Below are 24,307 nucleotides of genomic sequence, written 5' to 3' on the forward strand. Positions count from 1 at the left end.
CCCGCCGGCACACGTCGGTCCGGCCCACGTCGCCGGGCCGCCCACCGGGTCCCTGCCCGTGGTCTTCATGTTCTCCGGGCAGGGCTCCCAGTACTACCGGATGGGCGAGGAACTCTTCGACGAGGACGAGGTGTTCCGCACGGCCCTGCAGCGCTACGACGCCGTGGTCGCCGAGGCCCTGGGCGAGTCCGTGCTCGCCCGGCTCTTCGACCCGGCCAAGCGCAAGAACGACCCCTTCACCGACACCCGGATCACCCACCCGGCGATCGTCATGATCGAACTCGCGCTGGCCGAGAGCCTGCGGGCGGCCGGGATCGAGCCCGACTACCTGCTCGGCTCCAGCCTCGGCGAGTACGCGGCGGCGGCCGTGTCGGGCAGCATCGACCCGCTGGAGTGCCTGCGGGTCCTGGTCCGGCAGGCCGACGGCCTGCGGGCCGGCCCGCGCGGCGGCATGCTCGCCGTGATCGCCCGGCCCGAGGCGCTGGACCGGGTGCCGGAACTGCACGAGTGCGAGGTGGCCGCCCGCAACTACCCGGGCCACTTCGTGGTGGCGGGCACCGAGCAGGCGCTGGCCCGGGCCGAGGCGGCGCTGCGCGCGGCCGACGTGCTGCACCAGCGGGTGCCGGTCGAGTACGCCTACCACTCCGGCCTGATGGACCGGGTGCTCGACGAATGCCGGGGAGCCCTGGACGGCGTGGAGTTCGCCCCGCCGCGGATCCCGTGGGTCTCCTGCGTGGACGGCCGCCTGGTCGGGCGGGCCACCGCGGAGCACTTCTGGCGGGTGGCGCGCCTGCCCATCGAGTTCGAGCGGACCATGGCCGGGATGCTGGGCCGCGGCGACTTCCTCTACCTGGACCTCGGCCCCTCCGGCACGCTGCACAACTTCGTGCGCAACAACCTGCCGGCGGGGGCGCGGTCCAGGTCGCTGCCGCTGCTCAGCCCGTTCGGCCACGACCGGGAGGTGACGGCCAGGGCCCGCCGGCTCGCCGCCCCGAAGCCACCGGCACCGGCACCGGTGTCCCCGGCCCCGATGACAGCAGCCCCGAAGACACCGGCCCCGACGACAGCAGCCCCGAAGACGGCAAGGAAGGCACGCGGCATGAAGGTCTATGGTTTCCCAGGTCAGGGGTCGCAGCAGCGGGGGATGGGCAGGGAGCTGTTCGAGCGGTTCCCCGAACAGACCGCGATCGCCGACCGGGTGCTCGGCTACCCGATCCAGGAGCTCTGCGTCCTCGACCCCGAACGCAAGCTCGGCCGCACCGAGTTCACCCAGCCCGCGCTCTACGTGGTGAGCGCCCTGAGCTACCTGGACCGGCTGGCCCAGGACCCCGAGCCCGCCGACTTCCTGATCGGCCACAGCCTCGGTGAGTACGTCGCACTCTTCGCCGCCGGGGTCTTCGACTTCGAGACCGGGCTGCACCTGGTGCGCCGGCGCGGGGAGCTGATGGCCGCCGCCGGCGGCGGCTCGATGGCCGCGGTGGTCGGCACCGACGAGGCCACGGTGACCCGGGTGCTCGCCGAGTCCGGGCTCGACGGCCTGGACCTCGCCAACCACAACGCGCTCGACCAGTTCGTGATCTCCGGGCCGGGCGAGCAGATCGACGCGGCCTGCACCGCCTTCGAGGCCGCCGGCGCCCGCGCGGTGCGGCTCAACGTCAGCGCCCCCTTCCACTCCCGCTACATGCGCGACACGGCCGCAGAGTTCGCCGCCTACCTGGACGGCTTCACGCTGCACCCGCCGACCGTCCCGGTGCTCGCCAACGTGGACGCCCAGCCGTACGCGCCGGGCGCGCTGAAGCAGACCCTGACGGCGCAGATCGCCTCCCCGGTCCGCTGGACCGAGACGGTGCGCCGGCTGATGGGGCTCGGCGACTTCGACTTCGTCGAGCTGGGACCGGGGCGGGTGCTCGGCAAGCTGGTCACCAAGATCCGGGCCGCCGCCGAGCCGCTGCCCGCCCCGACCCTGCCGCCCGCGCCCGCGCCTGAGCCGCAGACCGTCCCCATCGCGTCCGTCCCCACCGTCCCCAGCGCTGCCCCCGCCGCCCCTGTTGCCCCCGCTGCCCCCGCCGCGCTCAGCCCCGACGACCTGGGCGCCCGCGGCTTCCGTGAGCGCTACGGGCTGCGCCGCGCCTACCTGGTCGGCTCGCTCTACGGCGGCGTCTCCGGCCCCGACCTGCTGCGCGCCTCGGCCAAGGCCGGGCTGCTCGGCTTCCTCGGCACCGGCGGCCTCGCGCCGGCCGAGGTGGAGCGGCAGCTGCGCGCGCTGACCGGCGAGCTGGGCCTCGGCGGCGCCTTCGGCGTCAACCTGCTCTACCGCCACGGCGCACCGGAGCAGGAGTCCGCCCTGGTCGACCAACTGCTGCGCCACGGCGTCGATCTGATCGAAGCCTCCGGCTTCCCGCTGATCACCCCGGCGCTGGTCCGCTTCCGCCTCAAGGGCGGGCGGATCATCGCCAAGGTCTCCAGGACCGACGTCGCCGCCGAGTTCCTCGCGCCGCCGCCGCAGCACCTGGTCACCCGGCTGCTCGCGGCCGGCGAGGTGACCGAGGAGGAGGCCCGCGCCGCCGCCGCGCGTCCGATGGCCGACGACCTGTGCGTGGAGGCGGACGGCGGCTGGCTGAGCAGCACGGCCGACCTGCTGACCCTGCTGCCCTCGGTGCTCCGGCTGCGCGACGGGGCCGCCCGGCCCGGCGGCCACCGGGTGCACGTCGGCTGCGCGGGCGGCATCGGCACGCCGGAGGCGGCCGCGGCGGCGTTCCTGCTCGGCGCCGAGTTCGTGCTGACCGGCTCGGTCAACCAGTGCACGGTGGAGGCGGCCACCAGCACCCAGGTCAAGGACCTCCTCCAGGAGGCACGCGAATACGACGTCGACACCGCGCCCTGGGGCGAGATGTTCGAACTCGGCGTCCGCGCCCGCTACTTGAAGCGCGGCCTCTTCTTCCCCGCCCGGGCCGCGAAGCTGCACGACCTGTGGCGCCGCCACACCTCACTCGCCGACCTCGACAGCGACACTCGCACCCAGGTCCTCGACCGCTACCTCGGCGGCGAGCTGCCGTCGGCCGCGGCGCCCGGCGGGGACCCGAAGGCGGAGCTGACCGCGCTGTGCCGGGGCTACTTCGAGCGCGGTTTCCGCCTCGCGGTGACGGGCGACCAGCGCGCCAGGGTCGACTACCTCGTCCACTGCGGCCCCTCGATGGGCGCCTTCAACCAGGTGGTGGCCGGCACCGGGCTGCACCCCTGGCAGGCCCGCACGGTCGCGGCCGTCGCCGACGTCCTGATGGAGGGCGCGGCGGCCCACATCACCACCCGCCTGCGCGCCTTCGGCTGACCCGCGCCAGCGCGACCGCGGGCCCGGCCCCTGCCCCGGGGGCCGGGCCACGGCTGCGCCACCACCTCCGCGCCACCAGCTGCGCGCCACGACCTCCGCGCCACCACCTCCGCGCCCGCCCCGGGATCCCCGCCGCGCGGCCCCTTCGGTGAGATGCTCGACCCCGTCGCGCCGCCCCTGACCTGGGCGGCCTCTGATTGCGGGCAGACCCGGACGGGCGAGGGAAGGGCGCGGATGACGTCGCAGCAGATCTTCATCGGGGCCGGCCTGATCGTGGTGCTCGCCGTGGGCGGGCAGGTGCTGGCGGCCCGGCTGCGGATCCCGGCGATCATCGTGCTGCTGCCTCTGGGCTTCGCCGCGGGCGCGATCACCGACGACGTCCACCCGGACCGCATCCTCGGCCCCGCCTTCGCCCCGCTCGTCTCGCTGGCCGTCGCGGTGATCCTCTACGACGCGGGCCTCGGGCTGGACCTGCGGCACCTGCGCGGCGACACCCGGCGGGTGGTCAACCGCCTGGTCTGGGGCGGCCTGGTGCTGACCACCGTGATCGCGGGGGTCACCGCGGCCCCGCTGCTGGGGCTCTCCGCCCAGGCCGCCGCCATGCTCGGGGTGATCCTGGTGGTCTCCGGCCCCACCGTGGTCGGACCGCTGCTGACCTTCGTCCGCCCGGAGGTGCGGCTGCAGCGGATCCTGCTCTGGGAGGGCTCGCTGATCGACGCGGTCGGCGGCATCGCCGGCGCGCTGGTCTTCCACGCGCTGCTCAACGACCGCCGGCACGGCCTGGGCGGCGGCAGCGGGCAGTTCCTGGCCAGCATCGGCATCGGGCTGCTCGGCGGTGCAGTCGGCATCGCGCTGCTCTGGTGGCTGCTGGTGCGCCTGCGGCTGGGCGAGATCCTGGGCACGACCGTCCAACTGGCGGTCGTGATCGGGGTCGCCGCCGGCTGCGACGCGATCCGCGACGACACCGGACTGATCGCGGCGATCGCGACGGGGGTGGCGGTGGCGACCCTGCCCGACTTCCACTTCGCGATCCGCCGGCCGTTCTTCGAGGCACTGGTCTCGCTGGTGGTCGGCGTGCTGTTCATCTCGATCTCCGCCACCGTGACCTGGGACTCGCTGCGGCCGGTCGTGCTGCCCGCGCTGGGCCTGGTGGCCGTGCTGGTGGTGGTCGCCCGCCCGCTGCTCGCCTCCCTCTGCACGATCGGCACCGAGCTGTCCGAGGGCGAACGGGCCTTCCTGGGCTGGATGGCGCCGCGCGGCATCGTCGCGGCAGCCACCGCGGCCACCTTCTCCGCCGGGCTGGCGTCGGCCGGGATCGGCGGGGCCGCGAAGATCCTGCCCGCCACCTTCCTGGTGATCGTCGCGACCGTCACCCTCTACGGGTTCACCGCCACCCCGGTGGCCCGACTGCTGGGCGTGGTGCGCCCGGCCCGCACCCGGCCGCTGCTGGTGGGCGGCGACCCGTGGGTGCTGGAGCTCGGCCGACTGCTGCGCGCGGCCGGGCTGGAGGCACTCCTGTGGGCCGGGCGCACCACGCAGCGCGAGCGGATCGCCGCGGCCGGTCTGGACCTGGCCGAGGGCGACCTGCTGGACTGCGCCAGCGGGGAGGGCGCCGAGACCGAGAGCATCACCGCCGTCTACCTGCTCACCGGAGACGACGAGTTCAACGCCCTGGTGGCCGTGCTGCTGGCACAGGACGAGGACCGGGAGGTCTACCGGCTGGCCCCGGCCGAGCCGATGCAGCACGGCGCCGAGGCCGGTCCCAGCGGTGCCGTGCTGTTCGGCGCCGGGCTGACCGGCGCCGACCTGGCCGACCGCTTCGCCCACGGCGCCCGGCTCACCACCCGTCCCGCCACCACCGGCCTCCCGCCCGGCCACGACCTGCTCTTCACCGTGGCCCCGGACGGCCGCCTGCTCCCGGGCGGCCCCGGCCCCGCCGGGAAGCCGGGCACCGCCGCGGTGCAGATCCTGCTCGGCCCGGCCGCGGGCAGAGAGTAGCGACGCCGAGAGAGACGCCGCCTCGGGTGCGGTGAGCGGCTGGCTTCCCGTCAAGGCCGACATGACGACGCTTGGTTGTGTCCTTCTCCTGTTCATCGGGTAACGCCGCATCAGGTGTTATGGGAAGTAGTTCCTTAATTGTCCCACCTGATTGGTCTTCAGAATCCTGTTGACCCCAGGCTTTCTTAAGGAAATACTAAGAAATCGCGTACGGAGCTTTCATGTTCCGGCGTGCCTGGGATGCACTCATGTGCTCCCTGGGGGAGGGTGCCCGCTGCTGCAGGATCGCGGTGGCCTGGGCTGATGAACGGTATGCGGCGGCTCGGGGGGGCGTGTGTGCCGTTCCTTGGCGTGCGCGTGCCCTGAACAGGGATCTTGCGTATGAAGACAAAAGCTCCACCTCGCGGGCGACGTGCCCGGGGGTTCGTGTCCCGCCTAGCGGCGGTGACCGCGGTGGTCACCACGATGGCGCTGAGCGCCTCCACGGTGCAGGCCCTGGCCGACACCTCACCTCCCGTGCCGGGCGCAGCCGCGGGCTACGACCCGGCGGCTGCGGAACAGTACCGAACGGACCAGTGTCTGGCGGGTTCCATGCTTCGTACCGCGGGTCCGGCTGTGAAGTCTGTGATCGCGGGGGCGCTGGACGGGACGCCGGCGCAGCTGCACGCGGTGGTGGCCGCGAACGAGGGTTCCCGCAACCCGGCGCTCGCCGATGCGTACCGCCAGGACAACGCCATATGGGATCCGATCAACCAAGCAGAGCAAGCGAGTAAGGACTCCTGGTCCAAGCAGGTGGCGGGGCTGACGGTCCCGGGCGGGATCACTGATGCTGCCTTCCAGTGGCCACCGGACTTGTTCAACCAGCTCTGGGCCAGTGCCTCGGCCACCCAGAAGATGCAGGCCAACGACCCTGGGCAGCAACCTGTCTCACCGTCGGTTGACACTGCCGCGTTGAAGGCCGCCGAGGACCTGGGGAACAAGCTCTACCCCGGCTACCCGGGCACCGATGACCCGAACTACTCGCGCGACAGCGCCGAGTGGGGGGCCTGGCTGTAGATGCACCCGACCTTCTACATGTCGGCTGACGAACTGCGCATCTTCCTTGCTGGCGGTGGATTCCCCCGCAGTGCCCCGCAGCCGGGGACGGCCGAGTTCCGGGTGGCGGTGGAGGACTTCAAGGCCGCGTTCGCCTCGTGCGACAGCGGTAACCCGGACCGGGTTGACCCGAACAAGGTGCTCGGCCAGGAGGTGCAGAGCGCGGCCACCGAGTGGCAGACGGAGATCGCCTCCCAGCAGTCGCAGCGCGATGTGATCCTCGCCCAGAACATGAAAGCCACCTCCGCGCTCCGCACCGGTGCGGAGGCCTTGGGTTCGGCGCTCGGTCAGTCCTGGGTCGCCGATCGGCTGAGCCGGTGGCAGGCGTACTTCTCCCCCGGGGGGGCCGGGGACGGCCGGCCGGGGGCCGATGACCTTCCATCTGCACACCGCCTCGGGCAACTGCCTGGACGTGGCGCAGAGCAACCCGGCCAACGGGACGACCGTCCAGTCCTGGGGATGCAACAGCTCCTTCGCACAGCAGTGGCGGCCCACCGACCAGGGATGGCTGCAGAACGCGGCGACCAACAAGTGCCTGGACGTGGACGGCAACAACGGCCCGCAGCACGACGGCACCCGGGTGCAGATCTACGACTGCAACGGCACCACCTCCCAGCAGTGGCAGTGGAGCACCACCAACGGCCTGACGCGCCTGTACAACGTGGGCTCGAAGCTGTGCCTGGATCTGCACACCTCCGACTGGGGCCAGGCCGCGCAGGTGTGGGACTGCAACGGCACCGGCCCGCAGCAGTTCGACGTCCAGCAGGACAACACCGGCACCGGCAGCGGCGACCAGAACATCAACTTCCCCAAGCAGGCCGAGTTCGACCGGGTGCGCAACGAACTGCCCACCACCCAGCAGGTGGCCAAGGCGCAGTGGCAGATCACCCAGCAGCAGGCGGCCATCGCGCAGCAGGCGGCTGACGCGACCGTGCAGGCGCAGCAGCAGGCGTACGCGATCGCGGATGCGGCCGGTGCGCCGCGCGGGCGCGGTCTGCTGGCCGGTCAGCAGCAGGCGCAGGTCACCCTGGCCACGGCGGCCGCGCTGACGGCGGTGTCGAAGGCCGCGGAGACCACCTACAACGCCACCCTGGCCTCGGGCTCGGACGCGCAGACCCTGCAGCAGCTGGCCCAGACTCAGACGCACGCCGCGCAGGCGAGCTTCCGCAGTGCTGCGGCCCAGGCAGCGGCCGACCAGGCGCAGGCCGAAGCCGACGGTGCGGCCGCGCAGGCGCAGAAGGCGGCGCAGGCCGCCAAGGACGCGCAGGCCGCGCTGACGACCGCGCAGGGCGCGGAGCAGAACGCGAAGCAGGCGGCCGACACGGCGCACGCCAAGCGTCAGGCGGCCGAGACGGCGCAGGGCACGGCGGCCGACGCCAAGAACAAGGCAGCCACCGCGCAGGCCAGGACCGTCACCGACCGCACCGCCGCCCAGCAGGCCGCGAACACTGCCACCACCGCGGCAGCCGCAGCCACAGCCGCCGGCGCCACCGCGGACCAGAAGGTTCTCGCGGCACAGCAGGCCGACAAAGCCGCGCAGGACGCGCGAAGCAAGGCGTGGGACGCGGAGCAGCAGCACAACGCGATCGCCGCCAAGGCGCAGGCGGCCGACGCCTACGCCGCCGCCCAGTCCACCGGCCCGGACGCCCAGGCCGCCAAGGACGCAGCCACAGCGGCCGACCAGGACGCCACCGCCTCCCAGACCGCCGCCAACCAGGCGAGCGATGCGGCCACCACCGCCTCCAAGGACGCCCAGACGGCCAACGCGGAAGCCACCCGCGCCAAGGCAGCAGCCGACCAGGCCAAGAGCGCCGCCAGCGACGCCGCCTCCGCCAAGTCCGCGGCCGACGCGGCGCTGCGCGCCGACCAGTCGGCGGCAGCCGACGCGATGTCCGCCTCCGACCGGGCCTCCTCGGACGCCACCGCCGCGCAGAACGACGCCAACGCAGCCAAGGCCCAGGCCGACACCGCACAGCAGAACGCCATCCAGGCCTGGGCCCAGGCCGGACAGGCGAAGGACACCGCCGCCTCAGCCGCCGGCTACGCGTATGCCACCGCGCAGGCGGCCAGCGCGGCGGCCTCCTCGGCCAGGCAGGTCGCCCAACCCGCCAACGACGCCGTCCAGTTCGGCGCCCCCTACCAGGACACCGACTTCTCCGCGAACCTCGCGGTGCTGGCCGGGCAGGGCGCCAAGTCGATCGCCGCCCAGCAGCAGGCCCTGGCCCAGGCCAAGGCCGACCAGGCCCAGCAGGCCGCCGCCCAGGCTGCCTCGCTGGCCAACGCCGCCACCGGCGACGCCCAGGCCGCAGACCAGGCATCAGCCCGCGCCGCGGACTGGGCCGCCAAGGCCCAGGCCTCCGCGAAGGACGCACTGGCCTCCAGCGCCCAGGCCTCCCAGGCCGCGGCCGACGCCCAGGCCTCCCAGGCCCGCGCCGTCCAGTACGACACCGCGGCAGCCGCCGACGCAGCCGCAGCCCAGGCCGCCTCCCAGGGCGCCACGGGCGATGCCACCGACGCCCACAACTCGGCCGTCGCCGCCAGCGACGACGCCGGCAAGGCCTGGGCCGCCGCCGGCAGCGCCCAGGCCGCGGCCGCCACCGCCCGCGAGGTCGCCAAGCAGGCCGCCACCGACGCCACCGCCGCGGCAGCCGCCGCCCAGGACGCTCAGAAGCAGGTCAAGGCCGCCCAGGACTCCGCAGTCCACGCCGCGGAGCTGGCCGCCGCCGACCAGGCCAAGGCCGAAGCCAACGAACGCGCCAAGGCCCAGGCAGCCCAACAGACCGCAGTCACTACAGGCGGTCCCACACTGACGCCCCAGGTGTTCACCACCGTCAAGGAGACCCCGAACGGTGACCCCAAGCCCGGCGAGTGCCTGCTCGGTATGGGCAACGCCGGCTGCGACATCACCTTCACCCTGCACTACACCGTCACCACCGACTTCTACCTGTGCAACACCGCCACCCCCGGCAACATCGACGCCACCGGTTGCCCGCCCGAGGACACCACCTGGCTCGGCAACAAGATCACCGACACCCCCAGGCAGGTCGTACGCCACTTCAGCACCTGGGACATCGCCAAACAGATCGACAAGGCCATCCTCAAGAGCCTCTGGGACGGCGTCGCCCAGGACTTCGTCGACTGCTCCCACGGCAGCATCAGCGGCTGCGCCTGGGCCGCCAGCTGGTTCGTCCCCCCGGCCAAGGTCGCCGACGCCGTCAAGGTTGTTGGGGCCCTCGACGACGCCATGCGCAGTGGGGTAGGCATTGCCGACGCGCTCAAGGCCCTCGACACCGCCCAGCTAGACGCCCGCGCTGTCGCCGAACTGGAGAACGAGGCGAAGACCGCCGAGGAAACGTTGGCGAGCTGCGCCACGAACAGCTTCCCGTCCGATACCCAGGTACTGATGGCCGATGGCTCTCACAAGGCGATCAGCGGTGTGAAAGCCGGCGACTACGTCCTTGCCACCAGCACGAACGGGGGTGTCCGTGCCGAGCCCGTGACAGCCGCCTTTTCGCACCCGACCCGCCGACTCATTGACATCGCTCTCAAGGGCGGAGGCAACGTCAGCACCACAGCCTGGCACAGCTTCTACGTTCCCGAGCGCGGCTGGACGTTCGCTGTCGACCTGCACTCAGGTGATTCGCCCCGGGCCGCGGACGGCTCGACTCATCAGGTGGCAGGCCTCACCGATCGTGGCGATCTGGAGTCGCAGAGCGTCTACGACCTGACAGTCGACGACCTGCACACCTTCTATGTGCTGGCTGGCTCGACTCCAGTGTTGGTTCATAACGCCTCAGGTGTCTGCCGAATCACCTCGGTCATCCATGATGATTCCCTGCTGGTGAAGGCGGCGGAGGCTGCCGGCAAGAACCAGGTCGTCCAACGAGACCTTGACAACATGATTGCCCGACTGGCTGACGGGAACCTGAACCAGGGCATCGGTAGTAGCTACCTGACAGGGACAGACGTGTCGTACCTCCGCTCCAGCAACGGCGCCCGCCTCTTCTTCCGAAACGTTGACGGCGGAATCCAGATCGTTGCAAAATCCAGTAAAGCCAACGAAGACAAGGTCATTGCGAGGTTGTTGCAGCTCTATGCCAAGTGACACCGTATTCACCGTACAGCTCAGCCGAGCGACCGCACTCTTCATGATCGCTTGCGGTCATGAACCCGAAGACGCATGCAACCTGGACCTCCTGCTCACCCTGGAGGACGGCTCCAGGTGGAGTGCCACCGTGCTCTCGGCAGCCGAGATCGCACGCATCCTGGAGCACTGGAGGGAGACTGGGGAGTCGCTGGGTGGGAAGTACCTCACCTGCCCTGATCTCCTGGTCATCCGCGACCCTGGTGTGAGCAACATCTGCGCTGTTCTTGAAGACATCCTGGCCATTGGAGGGCCAGCAGGCTACCTCCAGCCAGTTGAGGAAGACGAATTGTCCGGCGACTGACGACCACGCCAAGCCGACCGGGGCATCACGGATCGGGGTGGTGCCCAGAACGGTTTCCCGTCCTGAGCGCCACCCCACCGCCATGAAAGGAAATTCCAGACAGGAGGATTAGTGTTCGACATCCAGGTCGACCGTGAATCGCTGTTGGTGAGTTCGAGGGATCCACGATTCCTGACGGGCGATGTGTGGCTTCGGCTGGACGGCAAGGCGTTTCCCTCGTGCAATTGGAGCGATTCGCCGCTGTCGGTGCTAGGATCCCTTCGCTCTGCCATCTTGGAGGTTCGCTCCGGGTTGACAGCGGACATGTACTTCTTCGACGGCCCGTATTTTGCGAAGCTCGCCCCGGACGGCCAAGCGGGCAATGAGCAAACAATCAAGGTGACGGGAATTTGCGATCGCCATCCCCCGGAGGACTCTACGGATGGCGGCGTAGCTGAAGTCGAAGTCCTTGCCGATCTCCCGGAGATGGAGGGCAGCTACTCGCGAGCCGTACAAGAGCTGTACGGCTGGGCAACTGACAACTGTGAGTCCGCGGTGCTCGAATTGCTGGCCAAGATGCGTCTCGTGTGACCGGAGCCAACGCGGCCCGCTCACAGCAGCGATCTACGGCTGCCGTATTGGGCGGCCACATGGGCTTCGAGGCCGGTGTGACTGGGGTGGCTGGAGGGACGAAACAGTCACCGCTGATCATCGTGGTTGTGAAGGCACTGATGCCTACGGCGGTTGCTGCCCCGAGCTTGGACCTTGACGCCTGTGGTGAGCGATTCCCCCAGTTCATCGGGCTGTTCGCGCATCGGTTTCGGCGGGTGGAGCCGCGGCGTTCGTCAGCACGCTGCTGGCCCGGCTGTCGAGGGTGAACTGCTGGACCGCCGCCGAGCACATGCGGGAGAACCACGAGGAGTTCAGGCAGCGGTCCATGGTCGCACGGAACCAGTACCGCCTCGCGTTCGATCTCTCGACTCGACAGATGCAGGACATCGGCGGCTGGTACGAAGGCGGGCTCTCCGCCGAGTACCTGCGCGACGAGATCAAGCTCTGATCAGGACGACAGGGCAGTCCGGCGTCCGCCCCCGCGCGGCCCGGTGACCCCGCCCTGACACGACGTGGCCCAGCCCCCCACCCGGGGGCTGGGCCACCGGCGTTCCCGCCTCCGCCCCCGCTCACTGCGGCCGGTCCGCTGCCGCGGCCGAGTCGGCCGGCAGGAGTGGCTGCAGTGCTCCGAGGGCGGCGCCGACGCAGATGTCGCGCAGCTGGGTGCGGCTGCAGGTCTCCTCGGTGAGCCAGTCGACGCAGAGGATCTGGACGAAGACCAGCCAGCTCTTCAGCACGCCGGAGACCGCTTCGCGGGCGGACGCGTCGGCGAGCGGCAGCACGGTGAGCAGCCGGGCGCGCAGGGCGTCCAGTTCGTTGGTCATGATGGTCCCGATCACCGGGTCGCCGGCGAGCACCCGGTTGGCGGCGAGGACGGCGTTGCGGTTCGCGACGAAGTAGTCCAGGTGCACGTCCATGCCCTGGACGAGCTGGTCCACCAGGGACTCGGCGGGATCGATCCGGGTCTCGGCGAGCAGCTGGTCCGAGGCCTGCCGGTACACCGCCGCGAAGAGCGCGTGCTTGTTCGGGAAGTGGCGGTAGAGCAGCGCCCGGGAGACACCCGCCGCTTCGGCCACCTGCTCCATCTGCACGTCGTCGTAGGGGTGGGCGGCGAACAGCCGGGCGCCGACGGCCAGGAGCTGGTCCCGGCGGTCGGCGGGGGTGAGGCGCTGGCGGGGAGGCATGGCGGAATCCTACTTGACACATGTCTACCAGGGTCTACCTTAGTGGACACATGTCTACTAAGGCGGGGTGGAAATCATGGCCAGGACCCTCCGGGTGCTCGTGCAACTGATGGGCTGGGCGTGCGTGGCGATCGGGCTGTTCCACGTGCTGCTCGGCAACGCCGCGATCCCCGGCGCGGGCGGCGCCGGGGTGACGGTCGACAGCTGGGGCCGCTTCATGGGGGCGGGCTTCGCCGGGTACGGGCTGGCGTGGCTCTGGGCCGCCCGGCAGCGCCCGATCCCGGCGGCGGCGGTGCGGGTGCTGGCCGGCGTCCTCCTGCTCGGCGCGGCGGGCCGGCTGCTCTCGCTGGCCCGGTACGGCTGGCCGCAGTGGTTCCAGATCGCCCTGACCGTGATCGAACTCGTCCTGCCGCCCGTCTGCTTCCTGCTGGCCGACGCGGAGGAGCGGGTGGCGTCGGCGCACGCGGCGCCGGTGCGCTGAGGGGGCTCGGCGCACCGGCGGCCGGTGAAGCGTCAGGTATCGGTCCCGGTCAGCCGACTCCGCTGCCCGTCCCCGTGCCCGTGCCCGTGCCCGTCCCCGTGCTGGTGCCCGTGCCGGTGCTGCCCGTGCTGCCCGTGCTGCCCGCGGGTGCCACGCCGGTGCCCGTGCCCAGGAGCCGGTCCTTGGCCGCCTGGTACTCGTGCTCGGTCAGGGCGCCGCTGGCCTTGAGGTCGGCGAGTCTGGCCAGCTGATCGACGTGGGATCCGGATCCACCGTCTCCCGGCGCCCCGGCCGCGTCACGGATGTACTGCTTGACGGCCGCGTCCGTCTGCCGGGCCTGCTCGCGATCGCGTTCGGCCATCGACTTTCCGCGCACGATCACGTAGAGCAGGATGCCGAGGAAGGGCAGCAGGATGACCAGGACGATCCAGCCGGCCTTGGCCAGGCCGCCCATGTCATGGCTGCGGAAGATGTCGGAGATGACCTTGAAGAGGAGGAACAGCCAGAGGATCCAGAGGAAGAACTCCAGCATGGTCCAGAAGAGGTTGAGCAGGGGGTAATCGGTCATGTCGGCTCCTGGTGTGGCTGGGCCTGCCCCGAGCGGACCATTCAGGCATATCAGCCAGGTGGCAGGCCTGCGACCGGTGGCGCAGCCGTGCCGGAATCACGGTGCCCAACCCTCTGGGCGGGCAAAGACCACGCAAAGGCCGACCCGCGGCGGGCCGGATCCGCGAAATCCACCACTGGTTTCTGTTCCCAGTGACACCGAGCGACGACAGACTGTTCAACTATGATGATCAACCAGGATGTTCTTCCGATTGCTGACGGTGTCTATGCCCGCCTGACCACGCCGAGTGCCGGCTGGGGGCTCTCCAACGGCGGGCTCATCGCCTGCCCCAGCGGCCCGGCCGCCTGGGTCGACGCCCCCTATGACCGGCGTCTGGCGGAGGAGTTCCGCGTCGCGAGCGCCCCGCTGCTCGCGCCCGGCGGCACCGTCGAGTCCGTCTTCGTCACCCACGGCAACGGCGACCACCTGTGGGGCGCCTCGGTGCTGCCGGAGGCGGAGATCATCGCCACCGAGGAGACGGTCCACCACATCGAGTTCGACCCCGACCCGGCCACCATGCGTGCGCTGGTGCACAGCGGCGCCACCGACCCGGTCACCCGCTACCTGCTGCGGCACTTCGGCGGGTTCGACTGGTCGGACTGCGTGCCGGTGCTGCCCACCCGGACCTTCACCGGCGAACTCGACCTGCAGGTCGGCCGGATCCCCGTCCGGCTGCGCACGGTCGGCCCCGCGCACACCGGCGGCGACCTGATCGTCCACCTGCCCGAGCAGCAGGTCGTCTTCGCCGGCGACGTCATCTTCGCGAGCACCGACGAGCAGCCGGGCGACCACGTCGTGCACTGGGCCGGCCCGCTGTCCGGCATCATCCGGGCCTGCCAGGACATCCTGGACACCGGGGCGCAGACCATCGTCCCCGGTCACGGCCCGCTGCTGGACCGGGCCGGGGTGCGTGCCCACATCTCCTACCTGGAGTACCTCGCCGAGCGGGCCGGGGCCCTGCACAGCGCCGGGCTCACCCCCTACGAGGCGGCCCGGCAGCTGGCGACCGAGCGCCGCTACCCGGAACTCGGCCTGGTGGAACGCCTGCTGGTCACCCTCAGCAGCGAGTACCGGTACCTGGACGGCAGCACCGAGACCCCGAACCCGCTCGCCGTCGCCGGCCAGATGGCTCAGCTGGCCTGGGAGCTGGAGGAGTCCGCCTGACCGACGCGGTGCCTACCAGGGCAGCGGACCACCGGCGGCGAAGAATCCGCCGGTCGGTCCGTCCGGCCCCAGCAGCGCCATCCTGACGATGATCTCGGCGCCCTCCTCGACGGTCTGGTGGCCCGCGCGCCCGTTCAGGTCCGTCGCGGTGTAGCCCGGCTCCACCGCGTTGATCCGGATGTCCGGGAACGCCTTCGCGTACTGCACGGTGACCATGTTGAGCGCGGTCTTGGACGCGGGATAGGCGACGCCCGGGAACCCGTGCGCCACGTCCTGCGGGTCGCTGACCCGGGTCAGCGAGGCCAGGCCGCTGCTGACGTTGACCACGACCGGGGCCGCGGAGCGCCGCAGCAGCGGCAGGAACGCGTGCGTCACCCGGACCACCCCGAAGACGTTCGTCTCGAACACCGAGCGCATCGTGTCGGCGGTCAGCTCGGCGGCGCCGATGGTCGAGTTGTCCGGCCCGTGCTGCTCCACGCCGGCGTTGTTGACCAGGACGTCCAGACCGCCCGCGGCCTCGACGGTCCGCACCGCCGCGGCGACGGAGGCGTCGTCGGTGACGTCGAGCAGGACCAGTCGGGCCCCCAGCGCCTCGGCGGCCCGGCGCCCGCGTTCCTCGTCCCGGCTGCCGAGGTGGACGGTGTGGCCGGCGGCGACGAGCCGTCGGGCGGTCTCGAAGCCGAGACCCTTGTTGGCGCCGGTGATCAGTGTTGTCGTCATGCCCCGAGCCTGCCCCCCGGCCACCGGGTCCAGCCAGCTGCCCGCTCTTCCTGGGACTGGTGGTACCAGGCAGTTCCCCGGCCGCCGAGGCACACTGGTCCGCATGACCACAGGGGAGTTCGGACCGGCACTGCGCCGCTGGCGCGACCGGGTCGCGCCGGTGGACGCCGGGCTGCCCGGCGGCGGGCACCGGCGCGCGGCCGGCCTGCGCCGCGAGGAACTGGCCCTGCTGGCCGGGATCTCCGTCGACTACGTCACCCGGCTCGAACAGGGGCGCGCCGCCAATCCGTCGGCGCAGGTCGTCGAGGCCCTGGCCAGGGCGCTGCGACTGTCGGCCGCCGAGCGCGCCCACCTGTACCTGTTGGCCGGGCTGGCACCGCCGGGCCCGCTGACGGTGCCCACCCACATCACCGCGAGCGTCCAGCGGCTGCTGGACCGGCTGACCGGCACCCCCGTCGCCGTCTTCGACGCGAGCTGGACGCTGCTGCTGGCCAACCCGCCCTACGCGGCCCTGATGGGCGACCCGTCGGGCCGGCGCGGCAACGAGCGCAACGGCGTGTGGCGCAACCTGCTCGGACCGGGCGGCCGGGTGCGGCACACCGAGCAGGAGCGGCTGCGCTTCCAGAGTGCGCTCGTCGCCGACCTGCGCGAGGCCGCCGCCCGCTACCCGGCCGACCAGCGGCTGCGCGGGCTCGTCGCCGAGCTGCGCGCGAAGAGCGAGCGGTTCGCCGAACTGTGGGACTCCGGCGCGGTCGACCGGCACGAGGCCGCGCGCAAGACCATCGACCACCCGCAGGTCGGCCCGCTCACGCTGGACTGCGACACGCTCACCGTGGCCGGCAGCGACCTGCGCATCATGGTCTACACCGCCGAGCCCGGCACACCGGACGCCGACCGGCTGGCGCTGGTCGTGACCCTGGGCACCCAGAACCTGGGCACCGAGAACCTGGGCACCCAGGACCTGGGCACCGAGAACCTGGGCACCGAGAACCTGGGCACCGAGAACCTGGGCACCCAGAACCTGGGCACCCAGAACCTGGGCACCGAGAACCTGAGCACCCAGAACCTCAGCACCGAAAACCTGAGCACCCAGAACCTCAGCACCGAGAACCGGCGCACCCAGAGCCTCGGCACCCGGAACGTCGACGTGTGAAGCCCGAGCACCCGGACCCTCAGCGGCCGGCCGGCGGCGGGACCCGGTGGCTCGGGTCCTCCTCGGGGGTGATCTCCCGTGGGCCCCGGGCGAAGGTGTGACAGAACTCGACCGCCTCCTCGAAGGTGATCGCCGGCAGCGGATCGGCGTCCGGCATCGGCACGGCGGAGCCGATCGTGTACCGGTGCCGCGTCACCTCGCCTGCCCACACCGGCGGTTCGGTGCCGGCGAAGGCCAAGGGGCCCGCCGTCCCGCCCAGTTCCCCGGCGACGGTCCACTGTTCGCGCAGTTCCAGCACCCCGGGCTCCGGGCAGTGCCAGCGCAGCCGGGTCACGCAGAGCGAGTCCGCGTTGAACCAGGCGCTCCACCCCCGCCCGTCGCGGAGCAGCCCCAGCTCGGAGGCCTCCATCACGCCATAGGAGAACGGCACACTGCTCCAGTGGCCGACCAGCAGCTCATTCAGGTCCACCGGGCCATCTTCGCACCGGTCGGCGAGCCGTAAATCGGTTGCCACCGCGGGCGGCCGGCTGATCCACTGCCCGGCGGCGCCGCAACGCCCCAGCGCCCCCATCGACCAAGGAGCACACCCATGCGTCCACTGTCTGCGTCCCTCGCCGCCGAAACCATCGCCGAATCGAAGGACCTGACGCACCGTGCACATGCTGAACCTGGGCATCCTGGCGCACATCGACGCCGGTAAGACCAGTCTGACCGAGCGGCTGCTGCACGCCGCCGGAGTCGTCGACGAGTTGGGCAGCGTCGACGACGGCAGTACCCGGACCGACTCGCTGGCGCTGGAACGGCAGCGCGGGATCACCATCAAGGCGGCGGTCGTGTCGTTCGCCGTCCGGGGAGCGACGGTCAACCTCATCGACACCCCCGGCCACCCGGACTTCATCGCCGAGGTGGAACGGGTGCTCGGCGTGCTCGACGGCGCCGTGCTGGTCGTGTCGGCCGTCGAAGGCGTCCAGGCGCAGACCCGCGTGCTGATGCGCACGCTGGAGCGGCTGCGCATCCCGACCCTGCTCTTCGTGAACAAGATCGACCGTCGCGGCGCCGACCGCGACCGGGTGCTGCGCGAGATCGCCGAGCGACTGACCCCGGCCCTGGTGCCCCTCGGATCGGTCACCGGGAGCGGGACGCGCGCGGCGGCCTACGCCCCTTACGCCGACTCCGACCCCGCCTTCACCGCCGCGCTCGTCGACCGGCTCGCCGAGCAGGACGACGAGTTCCTGGCCGCCTACCTCGCGGACGAGGCGAAGGCCTCGGCCGGCGGGCAACTGCGCCGTCGGCTCGCGGCGCTGACCTCGCGCGGGCTGCTCCACCCGGTGCTGTTCGGCTCGGCGATCACCGGCGCGGGCATCGACGCCCTGCTGACCGGCATCGCCACGCTGCTGCCCGCCGCGGGCGGTGACGCCGAGGGCGAGCCCAGCGGCACGGTCTTCAAGGTGGAGCGCGGACCGGCGGGGGAGAAGATCGCCTACGTGCGGATGTTCGCCGGGACGGTCCGCACCCGCGACCAGGTGGGCTTCGGCGCGGGCGACGACCGGCGGGCCGGCAAGGTCACCGCCGTCGAGCTGTTCGAGGACGGCTCCTGCGTGCGGGCCGACGCTCTCGCCGCGGGCCGGATCGGGCGGCTCCGGGGCCTGGGCGAGGTGCGGGTCGGCGATCCGCTCGGCGCGCACCCCGGCCCGGCGGGGGAGCAGCGCCACTTCGCGCCGCCGACCCTGGAGACCGTCGTCGTCCCCCGGGACGGCGCCGGCCGGGCCGCGGTCCACCTCGCGCTGGCCCAACTCGCCGAACAGGACCCGCTGATCAACCTGCGCCAGGACGACCTGCGCGGCGAGGTGTCGGTCTCGCTGTACGGGGAGGTCCAGAAGGAGGTCATCCAGGCCACCCTCGCCGACGAGTACGGGGTCGCGGTCGACTTCCGCGAGACCACCACCATCTGCGTCGAGCGCCTGTGCGGCGCCGGCTCGGCCGTGGAGGTCATCGCCAAGCCGCCGAACCCGTTCCTGGCCACCGTCGGGCTGCGCGTCGAGCCGGGCCCGCCCGGCTCCGGGGTGCGGTTCGAACTGGCGGTCGAACTCGGCTCGCTGCCACTGGCGTTCATCAAGACGGTGGAGGAGAGCGTCAGCCGGACCCTGACCCAGGGGCTGCGCGGCTGGCAGGTGCTGGACTGCACGGTGACCATGACGCACAGCGGCTACTGGGCCCGCCAGAGCCACGCCCACGGCACCTTCGACGCCAGCATGTCCAGCACTGCCGGGGACTTCCGCCACCTCACGCCGCTGGTGCTGATGGCGGCGCTGCGGCAGGCCGGCACCACGGTCCACGAGCCCGTGCACCGGTTCCGGCTGGAGCTGCCGAACGATGCGTACGGCCCGGTGCTGCCGCTGCTGACCCGGCTCGGCGCCCTTCCGCACGCCCCGGTGCCGCACGGCGCCGGCTGCCTGCTGGAGGGCGAGATCCCCGCCGCCGCGGTCCACCGGCTGGAGCAGCGCCTGCCGGGGCTGACCCGCGGCGAGGCCGTCCTGGAGTACGCCTTCGAGCGCTACCGCCCGGTCCGCGGGGCGACCCCGGAGCGGGCGCGCACGGACCACAACCCGCTGGACCGCAAGGAGTACCTGCTGCACGTCCAGCGCCGGGTCTGACCGCAACGCCGCCGGGAGCCGCACCTGCGTCCCGGTCCACGGGCGCTGAGCCTGGCGCGGCCGAACACCCCAGCCGGGGCCGCCCGTTCACGCGGGCGGCCCCGGTCGATCCGGCTACCCCTTGCCGGCGGTCCGGTAGGTGCACACGTTGACGCCCGTGCTGCCGGTGACCGTGGAGACGAGTTCGAGCGTGCGCAGCGCCCCGTCCTCGGGGAAGATCGACTTCCCGCCGCCGAGCAGCACCGGCATGACCATCAGCCGCAGCTCGTCGACCAGCCCTTCGCCCAGCAGCGCGCGGACCAGGGTGGGGCTGCCCATCACCAGCAGGTCGCCGCCCTCGCTCCGGCGCAGCTGTTCGATCCGGGCCACCGCGTCCTGGCCGGGGATGCGGGTGGAGTTGCGCCAGCCCAGCTCGTCACCGAGGGTGCTGGAGACGACGTACTTGGGGATGGCGTTCATCCGGTCGGCGAAGGGATCGCCGGCCCGCTCGGGCCAGGCGGCGGCCATCGTCTGCCAGGTGCGGCGCCCGAAGAGCAGCGCCTCGGCCGTGGCCAGCGCCTCGGAGAAGGCGCCGCCCACCACCTCCGGGTCGAAGAACGGGTGCGACCAGCCGCCGTGCGCGAAGCCGCCGTCGGTGTCCTCCTCGGCGCCGCCCGGCGCCTGCACCACGCCGTCCAGGCTCATGAACTCGCTGACCACGATGCGCATGGGGTTGCTCCTCGTCCTCGTTCCGGGGTGACGGCACAGCAGACTGCCGCACAGGTGTGACAACCGGTGGGACAACACACCGAACCGCAGCCGTGACGCTCGCAGCCGCGCCGCTCGCAGCCGTGACGCTCAGACCCCCGCCGGCTGGGGGTCGGCCGGGTCCGCGCGGGGCGCGGCCACCGGTGCGTCGGCCGCGTCCGCCAGGAGCAGCTCGTCGAACGGCGCCTGGCCGGACAGCACCCGGTGCAGCTGACCGTGGTCCAGCTCCTTGGTCCAGTGCCCGATCAGCACGGCGGCCACCGCGTTGCCGGCGAAGTTGGTCAGCGCGCGGGCCTCCGACATGAAGCGGTCGATGCCCACGATCAGCCCGACGCCGTCGACCAGTTCGGGCCGGTGCGACTGCAGACCGCCGGCCAGCGTGGCCAGGCCCGCACCGGTGACCCCGGCGGCGCCCTTGCTGGCGATCACCATGAAGACGAGCAGCGAGAGCTGCTGACCGAGCGACATCGGCCTGTCCATCGCCTGCGAGATGAAGATCGAGGACATCGTCAGGTAGATCGCGGTGCCGTCCAGGTTGAACGAGTAGCCGGTCGGCACCGTGATGCCCACCACCGGGCGGCTGACCCCGAGGTGCTCCAGCTTGGCGATCAGGCGCGGCAGCGCGCTCTCCGAGGAGGAGGTGGAGAGGATCAGCAGGAACTCCCGGCCCAGGTAGCGCAGCAGGGCGAGCACGTTGACCCCGGCCACCAGGCGCAGCAGCAGCCCGAGGACGACCACCACGAAGAGCACGCAGGTCAGGTAGAAGCCGATCATGATGACGGCCAGGCTCTTCAGCGCGGCGGTGCCGGTGGCGCCGACCACGGCGGCCATCGCGCCGAAGGCGCCGATCGGGGCGACCCACATGATCATCGACATGATCCGGAAGACCAGCCGCTGCAGGTGCTCGATGCCGCGCAGCACCGGTGCGCCGGCCGCGCCCATCGCCTGCAGCGCGAAGCCGGCCAGCAGGGCGACCAGCAGGGTCTGCAGGACCTGGCCCTGGGTGAGCGCGGAGACCAGGGTGTTCGGGATGATCCCGAGCAGGAAGTCACTGGCGCCGGTCGCCTGGCCGGCCGCCGCCTGGGCATGGCCCGCCTTGGCGAGCGCCGCGGTGAGGTGCAGTCCGGAGCCGGGTTCCAGCAGGTTGCCGACGACCAGGCCGAGGCCCAGCGCGATGGTGGAGGTCACCAGGAAGTAGCCCAGGGCCAGGCCGCCGACCCGGCCGACGCTGGCGGCCTTGCTCACCGAACCGACGCCCAGCACGATCGTGCAGAAGATCACCGGGCTGATCATCATCTTGATCAGGTTCACGAATCCGGTGCCGACCGGCTTGAGGCCGACCGCGAACCCCGGCGCCAGCAACCCGACCAGGATGCCCGCGAGGACCGCGGCCAGCACCGCGAGATAGAGGTACTGGGTGCGGTCGGTCGCCCGTCTGGTCCGGTCGCTCCGGTCCGTACTGATGATCGCCATGGCTGTCGGCTCCTTTGCCTCGCTGCGGCCCACGGGGGGACGGGCCGCTCCGACTATCGGCGGCGGGCGTGACGACGGTCACGTTTGCGTTCATAGAGTTCACGAGGGCCGGACCGGCCCCGATCGGCGCCCGAGCAGCGGCCCGTCGGTCCGAGGCCGCCCGGACCAGGGCCTCTCGTGAGGGAGGCGCTAAGGCAGACTGTCCGCCATGCCGCGCCCACCCCGTCCCACCCGACCACCCGGCAGCGCCCCGCCCGCCGCCGGCCGGCGCCGCCGCCGGCTGCCGCGCAGCCTGGCGGGCCAGCTGTTCTCCGTGCAGATCGTGATCGTGGCCGCCGTGGTGGCCGGATGCGCGGTGCTGGCGTACCTGGGCGCCGGGGAGCGGGCCGAGCAGAGCGCGCGCCGCCAGGTGACCGCCGCCGCGCGGGCGGTGGCGGACTCGCCGTCGGTGCGGGCGGCGATCGTCGGCCCCGACCCGACGGCGGTGCTCCAGCCGTACGCCGAGCAGGTCAGGGCGGACAGCGGGGTGGACTTCGTGACCGTGCTGGACACCCACGGGATCCGGCTCGCGCACCGCGACCCGGCGCAGATCGGCAAGCCGTACCTCGGGCACATCGGGCAGGCGCTGGCGGGGGAGACCTTCACCGAGACCTACACCGGCACGCTCGGCCCCTCGCTGCGGGTGATCACCCCCGTGCGGGACGACAGCGGACAGGTGATCGGGCTGGTCAGCTCCGGCATCACGCTGCAGTCGATCAGCGAGCAGCTGCGCGGACCGCTGCTGGCCCTGGTCGGCGTCGCGCTGGCCGCGCTCGCCCTCGGCGGCCTGGGCACCTACCTGGCCAACGCCCGGCTGCGCCGGCACACCCACGGCATGGGCGCCGCCGAGCTGAGCCACCTGTACGAGTACCACCAGGCGACCCTGCACGCGGTGCGCGAGGGCCTGGTGCTGCTCGACCCGGCCGGGCGGGTGGTGCTCTGCAACGACGCGGCGCGCGAGCTGCTGGATCTGGACGAGGACGTCGAGGGCCGGCCGTTCGCCGACCTCGAACTGCCCCGGGCGCTGACCCGGGCGGTGCTGGCCGAGGGCCCGGTGCTCGACGAGGTGCACCTGACCGCCGAGCGGGTGGTGGTGCTCAACACCTCGGCGATCGGCACCGGCCCGGCCGGCCCCGCCCGGGTGCCGGGCCGCCCGATGGGCACCGTGCTGACCCTGCGCGACCACACCGAACTCCAGTCGCTGAACGGCGAACTGGACTCGGTGCGCGGCTTCACCGAGGCGCTGGGCGCGCAGGCGCACGAGGCCGCCAACCGGCTGCACGCGGTCGTCTCGCTGGTCGAACTCGGCCGCTACCAGGAGGCGGTGGAGTTCGCCACCGCCGAACTCGCGCTCGCCCAGCGGCTCACCGACCGGGTGGTCGGCGCGGTCGGTGAACCGGTGCTGGCCGCGCTCCTGTTGGGCAAGGCGGCCCAGGCCGCCGAGTCCGGCGTCGAGTTCGTGCTCAGCGAGGACAGCCGGATCGACGACGGCGTGCTGCCGCCCGACCTGCCCGCCCGCGACCTGGTGACCATGCTCGGCAACCTGATCGACAACGCCCTGGACGCCGCGATCCTGGGCGCCGGCGACCACGCGGCGGCCCCCGAGGTGACGGTCACCGCGCGCACTGACGCCGGCCAGCTGCTGCTGCGGGTCGCCGACACCGGCCCCGGGATCGACCCCGATGCGGTCGAGTCGGTCTTCCGGCGCGGCTGGTCCACCAAGGAGGGCGGCGGCCACGGGCTGGGCCTGGCCCTGGTGGCGCAGGCCGCGCGGCGCAACGGCGGCACGGTGGAGGTGGGACGCGAACGCGGCGCGGTGCTCACCGTTCGGCTCCCGCTGACCACCGGCGCCGCGCGCCCCGCGGGCCGGGTGGGGGCGCCGTGAGCCCCTGGCGATCGGGCCCGATCGAGGTGCTGGTGGTCGAGGACGACCCGGTGGCCGCCGACGCGCACACCCGCTACGTCGGCCGCACCCCCGGCTTCCGGGCGGCCGGCACCGCGCACACACTGGCCGCCGCGCTGCGCTTCCTGGAGCGGACCCGGGTCGCCGGCACCCCCGTCGACCTGGTCCTGCTCGACCTTCACCTGCCCGACGGCCACGGCCTGCGGCTCTGCCGTGCGCTGCGCGCCGCCGGGCACGAGACCGACATCATCGCGGTCACCTCGGCCCGGGAGCTGGCCACCGTCCGCCAGGCGGTCTCCGCGGGCGTGGTGCAGTACCTGCTCAAGCCGTTCAGCGCCGCCGCCCTGCACGAGCGCCTGGACCGCTACGCCCGCTACCGCCAGAGCCTGGCCCGCAGCGGCGAGGCCACCGGGCAGGACGAGGTGGACCAGGCCTTCGCCGTGCTGCGCACCGCCGAGCGCAGCAGCCTGCCCAAGGGCCTGAGCGCCCCGACCCTGGAGACCGTGGCGGCGGTGCTGCGCGCGGCCGACGGCAGCATCTCGGCTGCCACCGCGGGTGTGGCGGCCGGCGTCTCGCGGATCACCGCCCGCCGCTACCTGGAGCACCTGGTGGACGTGGGCCTGGCCGTGCGCGAGCCGCGCTACGGGCAGGTCGGCCGCCCGGAGCTCTGCTACCGCGCCCGCCGGCCCGACCGGAGCTGACGGGTCCGAGCTGGGCCGGCC

At 72.4% G+C, this 24,307-nt stretch carries 19 protein-coding genes; 13 read left to right on the forward strand and 6 right to left on the reverse strand.

Going from position 1 to position 24,307, the window contains the following annotated elements:
• The first annotated feature begins 67 nt into the window (after positions 1 to 67).
• The 7 genes from fabD to OG294_RS36305 all read left to right on the forward strand — a co-directional run bounded on the left by fabD (position 68) and on the right by OG294_RS36305 (position 11,908).
• On the forward strand, positions 68 to 3,328 hold the full coding sequence (gene fabD / locus OG294_RS36275; RefSeq protein WP_442789385.1) for an ACP S-malonyltransferase: 3,261 nt from the start codon (positions 68 to 70) through the stop codon (positions 3,326 to 3,328).
• Positions 3,329 to 3,562: 234 nt separating this feature from the next.
• Complete coding sequence (locus OG294_RS36280) at positions 3,563 to 5,326, forward strand: cation:proton antiporter (protein ID WP_327070814.1); 1,764 nt, start codon at positions 3,563 to 3,565, stop codon at positions 5,324 to 5,326.
• Between the two features lie 444 nt (positions 5,327 to 5,770).
• Positions 5,771 to 6,382, forward strand: a complete 612-nt coding sequence (locus OG294_RS36285) for a hypothetical protein (protein ID WP_327070815.1) — start codon at positions 5,771 to 5,773, stop codon at positions 6,380 to 6,382.
• Positions 6,383 to 6,791: 409 nt separating this feature from the next.
• Positions 6,792 to 10,526 carry an RICIN domain-containing protein gene (locus tag OG294_RS36290; protein WP_327070816.1) on the forward strand — a complete coding sequence of 1,245 codons (3,735 nt, stop codon included), beginning with the start codon at positions 6,792 to 6,794 and terminating at the stop codon, positions 10,524 to 10,526.
• Positions 10,516 to 10,869, forward strand: a complete 354-nt coding sequence (locus OG294_RS36295) for a hypothetical protein (protein ID WP_327070817.1) — start codon at positions 10,516 to 10,518, stop codon at positions 10,867 to 10,869. Before OG294_RS36290 ends, OG294_RS36295 begins: the two co-directional genes overlap by 11 nt.
• A 111-nt stretch (positions 10,870 to 10,980) precedes the next feature.
• Positions 10,981 to 11,439 carry a hypothetical protein gene (locus OG294_RS36300; protein ID WP_327070818.1) on the forward strand — a complete coding sequence of 153 codons (459 nt, stop codon included), beginning with the start codon at positions 10,981 to 10,983 and terminating at the stop codon, positions 11,437 to 11,439.
• A gap of 283 nt (positions 11,440 to 11,722) precedes the next feature.
• Complete coding sequence (locus OG294_RS36305) at positions 11,723 to 11,908, forward strand: hypothetical protein (protein WP_327070819.1); 186 nt, start codon at positions 11,723 to 11,725, stop codon at positions 11,906 to 11,908.
• A gap of 121 nt (positions 11,909 to 12,029) precedes the next feature.
• On the opposite strand, the gene OG294_RS36310 is transcribed toward OG294_RS36305, so the two are convergent.
• Positions 12,030 to 12,644: a TetR/AcrR family transcriptional regulator gene (locus tag OG294_RS36310; RefSeq protein ID WP_327070820.1), complete on the reverse strand. Its 615-nt coding sequence runs from the start codon at positions 12,642 to 12,644 to the stop codon at positions 12,030 to 12,032.
• Between the two features lie 76 nt (positions 12,645 to 12,720).
• On the opposite strand from OG294_RS36310, the gene OG294_RS36315 reads away from it, so the two are divergent.
• A complete protein-coding gene (locus OG294_RS36315) occupies positions 12,721 to 13,125 on the forward strand; it encodes a DUF4345 domain-containing protein (RefSeq protein ID WP_327070821.1) in 405 nt (134 codons plus the stop codon).
• A 49-nt stretch (positions 13,126 to 13,174) separates the two neighbouring features.
• On the opposite strand, the gene OG294_RS36320 is transcribed toward OG294_RS36315, so the two are convergent.
• Positions 13,175 to 13,693: an SHOCT domain-containing protein gene (locus OG294_RS36320; RefSeq protein WP_327070822.1), complete on the reverse strand. Its 519-nt coding sequence runs from the start codon at positions 13,691 to 13,693 to the stop codon at positions 13,175 to 13,177.
• A gap of 222 nt (positions 13,694 to 13,915) precedes the next feature.
• Here OG294_RS36320 and OG294_RS36325 point away from each other — a divergent pair, with 222 nt between their 5' ends.
• Complete coding sequence (locus OG294_RS36325) at positions 13,916 to 14,896, forward strand: MBL fold metallo-hydrolase (protein ID WP_327070823.1); 981 nt, start codon at positions 13,916 to 13,918, stop codon at positions 14,894 to 14,896.
• Positions 14,897 to 14,908: 12 nt separating this feature from the next.
• Here the strand turns inward: OG294_RS36325 and OG294_RS36330 are convergent, their stop codons facing one another.
• Positions 14,909 to 15,616, reverse strand: a complete 708-nt coding sequence (locus OG294_RS36330; RefSeq protein WP_327070824.1) for an SDR family oxidoreductase — start codon at positions 15,614 to 15,616, stop codon at positions 14,909 to 14,911.
• Positions 15,617 to 15,719: 103 nt separating this feature from the next.
• Between OG294_RS36330 and OG294_RS36335 the strand changes: the two genes are divergently transcribed.
• Positions 15,720 to 16,769, forward strand: coding sequence for an MmyB family transcriptional regulator (locus OG294_RS36335; RefSeq protein ID WP_327070825.1), 1,050 nt, complete (start codon positions 15,720 to 15,722; stop codon positions 16,767 to 16,769).
• Positions 16,770 to 16,788: 19 nt separating this feature from the next.
• On the opposite strand, the gene OG294_RS36340 is transcribed toward OG294_RS36335, so the two are convergent.
• Entirely contained in the window at positions 16,789 to 17,238 is a 450-nt protein-coding gene (locus OG294_RS36340; protein WP_327070826.1) for a hypothetical protein, read from the reverse strand.
• A gap of 184 nt (positions 17,239 to 17,422) precedes the next feature.
• Between OG294_RS36340 and OG294_RS36345 the strand changes: the two genes are divergently transcribed.
• Positions 17,423 to 19,423 (forward strand): translation factor GTPase family protein, encoded by a 2,001-nt coding sequence (locus OG294_RS36345; RefSeq protein ID WP_327070827.1) that lies wholly within the window; start codon positions 17,423 to 17,425, stop codon positions 19,421 to 19,423.
• 114 nt (positions 19,424 to 19,537) lie between these two features.
• On the opposite strand, the gene OG294_RS36350 is transcribed toward OG294_RS36345, so the two are convergent.
• Both OG294_RS36350 and OG294_RS36355 read right to left on the reverse strand, forming a co-directional pair.
• A complete protein-coding gene (locus tag OG294_RS36350) occupies positions 19,538 to 20,131 on the reverse strand; it encodes a dihydrofolate reductase family protein (RefSeq protein WP_327070828.1) in 594 nt (197 codons plus the stop codon).
• Positions 20,132 to 20,260: 129 nt separating this feature from the next.
• On the reverse strand, positions 20,261 to 21,643 hold the full coding sequence (locus OG294_RS36355; protein ID WP_327070829.1) for a cation:dicarboxylate symporter family transporter: 1,383 nt from the start codon (positions 21,641 to 21,643) through the stop codon (positions 20,261 to 20,263).
• Between the two features lie 208 nt (positions 21,644 to 21,851).
• Between OG294_RS36355 and OG294_RS36360 the strand changes: the two genes are divergently transcribed.
• Entirely contained in the window at positions 21,852 to 23,567 is a 1,716-nt protein-coding gene (locus tag OG294_RS36360; RefSeq protein ID WP_327070830.1) for a sensor histidine kinase, read from the forward strand.
• Positions 23,564 to 24,286: a response regulator gene (locus OG294_RS36365; RefSeq protein WP_327070831.1), complete on the forward strand. Its 723-nt coding sequence runs from the start codon at positions 23,564 to 23,566 to the stop codon at positions 24,284 to 24,286. The genes OG294_RS36360 and OG294_RS36365 overlap by 4 nt, the downstream gene beginning before the upstream one ends.
• Positions 24,287 to 24,307: the final 21 nt, after the last annotated feature.

Source organism: Kitasatospora sp. NBC_01302, from assembly GCF_035976515.1.
GTDB lineage: Bacteria > Actinomycetota > Actinomycetes > Streptomycetales > Streptomycetaceae > Kitasatospora.

What these genes read in the sequence shown, in the direction of transcription:
- fabD (WP_442789385.1), top strand. Translation starts at nt 68, where the DNA reads ATGTTCTCCGGGCAGGGCTCCCAGTACTACCGGATGGGCGAGGAACTC.
- OG294_RS36280 (WP_327070814.1), top strand. Translation starts at nt 3,563, where the DNA reads ATGACGTCGCAGCAGATCTTCATCGGGGCCGGCCTGATCGTGGTGCTC.
- OG294_RS36290 (WP_327070816.1), top strand. Translation starts at nt 6,792, where the DNA reads ATGACCTTCCATCTGCACACCGCCTCGGGCAACTGCCTGGACGTGGCG.
- OG294_RS36295 (WP_327070817.1), top strand. Translation starts at nt 10,516, where the DNA reads ATGCCAAGTGACACCGTATTCACCGTACAGCTCAGCCGAGCGACCGCA.
- OG294_RS36310 (WP_327070820.1), bottom strand. Translation starts at nt 12,644, where the DNA reads ATGCCTCCCCGCCAGCGCCTCACCCCCGCCGACCGCCGGGACCAGCTC.
- OG294_RS36315 (WP_327070821.1), top strand. Translation starts at nt 12,721, where the DNA reads ATGGCCAGGACCCTCCGGGTGCTCGTGCAACTGATGGGCTGGGCGTGC.
- OG294_RS36320 (WP_327070822.1), bottom strand. Translation starts at nt 13,693, where the DNA reads ATGACCGATTACCCCCTGCTCAACCTCTTCTGGACCATGCTGGAGTTC.
- OG294_RS36325 (WP_327070823.1), top strand. Translation starts at nt 13,916, where the DNA reads ATGATGATCAACCAGGATGTTCTTCCGATTGCTGACGGTGTCTATGCC.
- OG294_RS36330 (WP_327070824.1), bottom strand. Translation starts at nt 15,616, where the DNA reads ATGACGACAACACTGATCACCGGCGCCAACAAGGGTCTCGGCTTCGAG.
- OG294_RS36335 (WP_327070825.1), top strand. Translation starts at nt 15,720, where the DNA reads ATGACCACAGGGGAGTTCGGACCGGCACTGCGCCGCTGGCGCGACCGG.
- OG294_RS36350 (WP_327070828.1), bottom strand. Translation starts at nt 20,131, where the DNA reads ATGCGCATCGTGGTCAGCGAGTTCATGAGCCTGGACGGCGTGGTGCAG.
- OG294_RS36355 (WP_327070829.1), bottom strand. Translation starts at nt 21,643, where the DNA reads ATGGCGATCATCAGTACGGACCGGAGCGACCGGACCAGACGGGCGACC.
- OG294_RS36360 (WP_327070830.1), top strand. Translation starts at nt 21,852, where the DNA reads ATGCCGCGCCCACCCCGTCCCACCCGACCACCCGGCAGCGCCCCGCCC.